This window comes from Rickettsia endosymbiont of Culicoides newsteadi (genome assembly GCF_002259525.1).
GTDB lineage: Bacteria > Pseudomonadota > Alphaproteobacteria > Rickettsiales > Rickettsiaceae > Tisiphia.
On the sequence record NZ_MWZE01000066.1, the window covers coordinates 1 to 6,491 of the forward strand.

Below are 6,491 nucleotides of genomic sequence, written 5' to 3' on the forward strand. Positions count from 1 at the left end.
AAAAAAACATTTATCACAGGCATTAACTCCTTGCAACTCCTATATCTCCTTTATTTTTTCTTATCCCTTATCCCGAATTGACGTTATAGAGACTGGGCTATACTTTGTTCTAACGCAGGTAAAAGGAGTTCCCCATATTTCTTACTGTATCCCTTGAGTTTATTCAAGCAACTATTTTGTTCACTGTCTTCTTTGTCCAAAGACAATAACGGAGTGCCATCAGTGTCTAAAGTTATTTTAGATATGATTGGCTTAAATGCTTCACTAATATCTTTTATCTTTTTATTACGTTCCAGTATCTTGGTTATGTCTGCATTTTTTATCCATGTACCAAGGTTAATAAGGATAGTATTGTCCTGCAAAGCTTTAGCTATTGCAGTTATCCCTTCAGCAGTTGTAATATTAAAGATATTTAAACGAATAAGCTTAGATAATTTATTAGCTATTAGCAATTACCCCTTCATCAGTTATCTTATTATAATGGATATCTAAATAAGTAAGATTAGGCATTGTAGCTATTGCAGTTGCACCTATATCAGTTATCTCATTATAACCGATATCTAAATAAGTAATATTGCTATTATTTATCGATTTTATTAATGATTTAATTTTTTCTATATCAATATTACCAATATTACAATTATCTAGGTTAAGTGCTGTGATATTGGGTTTAGCTTTTATAAATGAACTAAATTCATTTAAGTTATCATCACTACTTAATATCTCGGACAATATCGTTCCATTGTCCTTAAAATTTAAACAATTGCCTTCTACATGTGCATTAAAATCTATTGTCATTGTTATTACCTATGTTAAAAGTTAATGGTTTTAGTGGGATAGGTTACTTTGTTTGCAATTTTACCGTATTAAACGGTATTTTATTGGGTGCAAATTATCAGATATAATATATTGCAAGCATTATTTTTATAAAGAAACTTATTTTATAACCTTAACCTATAATCTTAAAATATACTAATTTATATTAACGAAAACGCGATGTAAAAATATCACGAAATATGATGCAAATTGGGATTTTTTATGGTATAGTCAATTCAATTCAGGGGAATTGGGTAGCAGGAGCGATGGAGCGACGCCTATAAGTAATAGGCGAGCATTGAGCAACGATGTCACCAACTTCCCATCAATTGACTATAATTCTCATGGATTGCTTCAATGCTACTAAAGTAGCTTCTCGCAATGACGCCAAGCTATTTTCTATATGACTTTTAAACGCCATGCGTAAGGTGAGTCAATAAAAATATTTCTCATAAAATACTTAGTGCATATCATAATTAGTATATACTATAGTCAATTCAGGGGAATTGGGTAGCAGGAACGATGGAGCGACGCCTATAAGTAATAGGCGAGCATTGAGCGACGACGTCACCAACTTCTCTCAATTGACTATACCCAATTCTCCTGAATTGATTATATATGCGTTGAATTAGTTTAGGTAAATATAATATGCAAAAATTTTCATTTGATTTACAATCCCAACATAAAAAAGCCAGAACTGGTATTATAACTACTAAGCATGGTCAAATACGTACTCCAGCTTTTATGCCGGTCGGCACGAAAGGTACGGTAAAAGCCATGTTACCAGAAGCAGTTGAATCTACCGGAGCTGATATAATACTTGGTAATACTTATCATTTAATGTTACAACCAGGGGCTGAAAGAGTTGCCAAGTTTGGCGGTTTACGTAAATTTATGAATTGGTCAAAGCCTTTACTTACCGACTCAGGTGGTTTTCAGGTAATGTCCCTGTCAAAATTACGTAAGATTACAGAAGAAGGAGTAATTTTTAACTCGCATATTGATGGTAGTAAGCATATGTTAAGTCCTGAGCGGGCAACAGATATCCAATATCTTCTAGATAGTACCATTACCATGGCGTTTGATGAATGTACCCCATATCCGGCAACATTTGAGCAAGCAAAATCATCGATGGAATTAACATCTAGATGGGGAGTTCGATCGAGAAAAGCATTTGTTCAAAGAGAAGGTTATGGTCAATTTGGTATTGTACAGGGAAATATCTATCAGGAATTACGTGCCGAGTCAGCAAAGAATTTGGTAGAATTAGATTTTGAAGGTTATGCTATTGGAGGGCTGGCAGTAGGTGAGGGACAAGAAATAATGTTTAAAGTGCTAGATTATGCTCCAGATTTATTACCTAAATATAAGCCCAGATACCTTATGGGGGTTGGTAAACCAGATGATATTATTGGGGCAGTTGCCAGGGGAATAGATATGTTTGATTGTGTTATTCCAACGCGTTCTGGTCGAAATGGTCAAGCTTTCACCAAATATGGTGTAGTAAATATTCGCAATAGTCAGTATAAGGATGATCAGGAGCCGCTTGAAGATGATTGCCCATGCCCAACATGTAAGGATTATAATAAAGCTTACTTGCATCATTTGGTAAAGAGCCAAGAGATTTTAGGAGCAGTGCTTATGACTTGGCATAATTTGGTGTATTTCCAAGAATTAATGTCAAGAATAAGGCAATATATTCAACAAGGAAAAGACTTTGATTTTATGCATTAGTTATCGATAATTTTGCATGGTATAGATATTTAAAAGACTATAAATGATTACAGAATGTTGATATATAAACGTTATATAATAAAAAATATAATACCATCTTTGGTAATAATTATTTTTTCGGTTACTAGCCTTGTATGGATTACCCAGATATTAAAGATGTTGTACTTAATTGATAAGGGCATAAAAGTTCAGGATTTCTTAAATTTAATTATTTTAATAATACCATCTTTGTTGTTTATTTTATTACCTTTTGCAACTATTGTTGCTGTTATTTATACTTATAATGCTTTGAGTGAGAGACGTCAGATAATTATTTTACAAAATTTGGGATTAAATAATATCCAACTAGCTAGCCCAGCATTGATGGTAGCTCTGATGATTACGTTATTTGCTTATTATATTTCGACTAGTTTATTGCCATTATCTTATGGCAAACTTAAATCAGATCTTAATTTTATGAGGAATAATTATGCATCCAATATGTTAGATGAAAAGACATTTAATACAATTTCTAAAGATATAACAGTTTATTTTGATAAGAAATTACCTAATGGTACTATGAAAAGTTTAATCATTTTTGATAATCGTAAGCGTGATAACAATGCAATCTTGTTTTCTAAATCAGGGATGTTTACAATATATAATAACAGCTCATCTTTTCAGTTAAAAGATGGAGTTAGGCAGGCATATGATCATAATGGTAATTTAAGTAACTTATCATTCGAGCTTTTAACCGTAGAATTAGTTAGTAATAATAGTAAAAATTTGGTAAGGGATGAATATAGTCGAGAAATCAATGAGTATTATATTGATGAATTATTAAAACCCAACAATATTTTATCAGAGCAAAGGAAGATTAAATTAATTGCTGAGGGACACCAAAGATTGATTTGGCCTATGTATAATTTTGTACTGGTCTTTCTTACATTATCTGTTTTTTTATGGCAGCCTTATAATAAAAAATCTAGTTTAAGACAGATTCTAATTACGGCAATTTCTGCCATAATTATCACATACTTGCATTTTGTATTACAAAATCTTGCTTCAAAAGATTTAAATTTTATCTTTGCTTGTTATGCTAACATGATTATTGCTATTATTTTAAGTCTATATTTATATTTCCGTAAAATTATATGAGTTTCCAAGATTTACCACAATTTATAGAACTCCTCGAGCAAAATGGACTCCTTAAGCGTATATCCTATCCCGTATCATCTAACCTTGAAATAACAGAAATCAGTAGAAGAATTTTAATACAAGATGGCCCGGCTCTGCTGTTTGAAAATGTTATTAAAAATGATGGAACTAAATCTAATATGCCAGTTCTAACTAATTTATATGCTAGTACTGAGCGAATCGCCTTGGGACTTGGGTTGAAACGTAAAGAAGATTTAAGGAAATTCGGAGAATTGCTAGCTTTTCTTAAAGCCCCCGAACTACCTTCTTCCTTTAAAGAAACCTTTGCCATGTTGCCATTGGCAAAAAGAATGTTGGCTATGTCGCCAAAAATGTTATCAAAAGCTCCCTGCCAGGAAGTTATAATTGATGATCCTGATGTTAATATATTACCGATACAAACCTGTTGGCCTCTTGATATTTCGCCATTAATTACTTGGCCAATAGTTGTTACTAAAGGACCTAGTCTAGAGAAGGTAGATAATTTTAACCTCGGTATATACCGAATGCAAGTAGTTGGGCGTAACAAACTTATTATGCGATGGCTTAAAATGCGAGGTGGAGCACAACAACATAAACGTTGGCAATCATCAGCAAAAAAAGAGCCTTTTCCTGCTGCAGTGGTTATTGGGGCAAGCCCTGCTGTGACTATGGCGGCTGTTATGCCGCTGCCTGATAATATGTCTGAATATAATTTTGCTGGATTATTAAGAGGCAAGTCAATTGAATTGGTAAATTGTGTTAGTATAGATATGAAAGTGCCAGCTTATAGCGAAATTGTTATAGAGGGGCATGTAAGTTTTGATGAATATCTACCAGAAGGACCATTTGGTGATCATACAGGTTACTATAATGACGTTGAATATTTTCCAGTCTTTAATGTTAAGGCTATTACCATGAAAAAGCAACCTATATATTTAAGCACTTATACTGGTAAAGCTCCAGATGAACCATCGGTACTTGGCGTGGCATTAAATGAAATATTTACTCCGATAATTCAGCAACAATTTCCAGAAATCGTTGATTTTTGGTTACCGCCTGAAGGTTGTTCTTACAGAATTGCCATTGTATCTATCCGCAAGGCTTATCCAGGTCATGCAAAAAGAATAATGATGGGGATTTGGTCGTTTTTAAGACAATTCATGTATACCAAATTTATTATTGTGGTAGATGATGATATAGATATTCGAGATTGGAAGGAAGTAGCTTGGGCAATCTCAACTAGGAGCGATCCTTCTAGAGATAGCACGTTTATTGATAATTCGCCAATAGATTATCTTGATTTTGCATCCCCTGTATCAGGACTTGGTAGTAAAATGGGGATAGATGCAACTAATAAAATGTCCCCAGAGACTAATAGAGCTTGGGGAAAGAAAATAGAAATGACTAGTGAAGTCATTGAAAAAATTGATAAAATTTGGGGTATGCTGGGTATCTGAAATATCATTGCGAGGAGCCGCTTTGCGGCGACGCAGCAATCCAAAAAATGACCATGAATGAATTGCTTCGACCATTATATGGTCTCGCAATGACGAGTTATAGATACATGCGTCATTGCGAGAAGGCGTAGCCGACGAAGCAATCCAGGAAAGTGATTAGAAATGGATTGCTTCTTGGTTTATGCCTTCTCGCTAATAGACGTCTTGTACTTTTTGGCAATTTTTAAATTGCTACGAGGTTTATGTGAGTTAATTAATAGAGATATACCAATGAGTAAAAATCGAATAAACAATTTAGTGTTCAATCTTATCTATGATTCCTTCTTTGATTCGTTTACTATAGAATTCTTTAATAAGCTATCAAAAAATTCAGTATTCTCAAATCATTTAGCTAAAGTAACAGGTTCTGTACCACCAGAGTATGATGATCAAGTAAAAAAGATATTATGTGTTTTACATGAAATGAAGTTAAGAAAAATAGGAGATGAATTAGATCATATAAAACATATTATTACTATTCTGCGTAATGAACTATTACCTCTAAAATCTTTACCAGTACTTTATCTTAAGGTAATAGCTGAGCGTAATGACATCTTGAGTAAGTGTAAAGATAGTTCTGAACTGTCACAGATAAAGAATTTATTATACCCTATTAATCATGCTATTAACAATACAGACCTTACTACTACTCAGCTTGGACTTATAGAGGAAGAAGATGTTGTTGAGATTATAGGAAATAATGATAATCAATGGAGTGAAACCTCTGTATAGATTAATCATAAACCTTTGTCAATAATCGCTCTGAATTAGGACTACAGTTGCAGTTTAGATATGATCGTTCACGATTTTTTTGCTATTTTTTTGTGATGAGTGAAAAAATCTAATCACCAAGAGTCATTGCAAGCGAATGTATGTGAGCGTGGCAATCCATAAAATTTATTCTGTGGATTGCTTTGTCGCTACTAAAGTAGCTCCTCGCAATGACGTTATCTGTCATTGCGAGACCATGTAATGGTCGTGGCAATCCACACTTATTGGATTGCTTCGTTGGCTACGCCCCCTCGCAATGACATTTTTGAAAGATATAGTCAATTCAGGGGAATTTGGAGCTAGGAACGATGGAGTGACGCCTATAAGTAATAGGCAAGCGACGAGTGATGAGGGAGTGTTCGTCAAACTGTGTCAAGTTAAAAAAATAATCTTTTAAATATATAAAATAAAGATTATTGATGTTGTAAATAGCGAAGAATGTGGATAAGTTACTATCAACTTATCCACATGTTCTTCGCATAAAATAATAGGAAATTTGACATGAGCAAACCAATG

At 33.5% G+C, this 6,491-nt stretch carries 8 protein-coding genes; 6 read left to right on the top strand and 2 right to left on the bottom strand.

Translation table 11 applies throughout. From position 1 onward, the window contains the following. Window positions 1-83 precede the first annotated feature (83 nt). Both RiCNE_RS05030 and RiCNE_RS05035 read right to left on the bottom strand, forming a co-directional pair. Complete coding sequence (locus RiCNE_RS05030) at window positions 84-452, bottom strand: hypothetical protein (RefSeq protein ID WP_094649508.1); 369 nt, start codon at window positions 450-452, stop codon at window positions 84-86. Further along, complete coding sequence (locus tag RiCNE_RS05035; protein WP_094649509.1) at window positions 439-798, bottom strand: leucine-rich repeat domain-containing protein; 360 nt, start codon at window positions 796-798, stop codon at window positions 439-441. The genes RiCNE_RS05030 and RiCNE_RS05035 overlap by 14 nt, the downstream gene beginning before the upstream one ends. A gap of 524 nt (window positions 799-1,322) precedes the next feature. Between RiCNE_RS05035 and RiCNE_RS08320 the strand changes: the two genes are divergently transcribed. The 6 genes from RiCNE_RS08320 (at window position 1,323) to RiCNE_RS07560 (ending at window position 6,372) form a co-directional block, all read left to right on the top strand. Beyond that, a complete protein-coding gene (locus RiCNE_RS08320) occupies window positions 1,323-1,448 on the top strand; it encodes a hypothetical protein (protein WP_275656747.1) in 126 nt (41 codons plus the stop codon). 16 nt (window positions 1,449-1,464) lie between these two features. Next, on the top strand, window positions 1,465-2,550 hold the full coding sequence (gene tgt, locus RiCNE_RS05040; RefSeq protein WP_094649510.1) for a tRNA guanosine(34) transglycosylase Tgt: 1,086 nt from the start codon (window positions 1,465-1,467) through the stop codon (window positions 2,548-2,550). Between the two features lie 54 nt (window positions 2,551-2,604). Continuing rightward, on the top strand, window positions 2,605-3,687 hold the full coding sequence (locus RiCNE_RS05045; protein ID WP_094649511.1) for an LptF/LptG family permease: 1,083 nt from the start codon (window positions 2,605-2,607) through the stop codon (window positions 3,685-3,687). Further along, the gene (locus tag RiCNE_RS05050) at window positions 3,684-5,165 is read left to right on the top strand and encodes a UbiD family decarboxylase (protein ID WP_094649512.1); all 1,482 of its coding nucleotides are present in this window, start codon (window positions 3,684-3,686) and stop codon (window positions 5,163-5,165) included. The genes RiCNE_RS05045 and RiCNE_RS05050 overlap by 4 nt, the downstream gene beginning before the upstream one ends. A 270-nt stretch (window positions 5,166-5,435) precedes the next feature. Continuing rightward, on the top strand, window positions 5,436-5,936 hold the full coding sequence (locus tag RiCNE_RS05055; protein WP_133062946.1) for a hypothetical protein: 501 nt from the start codon (window positions 5,436-5,438) through the stop codon (window positions 5,934-5,936). Between the two features lie 295 nt (window positions 5,937-6,231). After that, the gene (locus RiCNE_RS07560; protein ID WP_157905690.1) at window positions 6,232-6,372 is read left to right on the top strand and encodes a hypothetical protein; all 141 of its coding nucleotides are present in this window, start codon (window positions 6,232-6,234) and stop codon (window positions 6,370-6,372) included. Window positions 6,373-6,491: the final 119 nt, after the last annotated feature.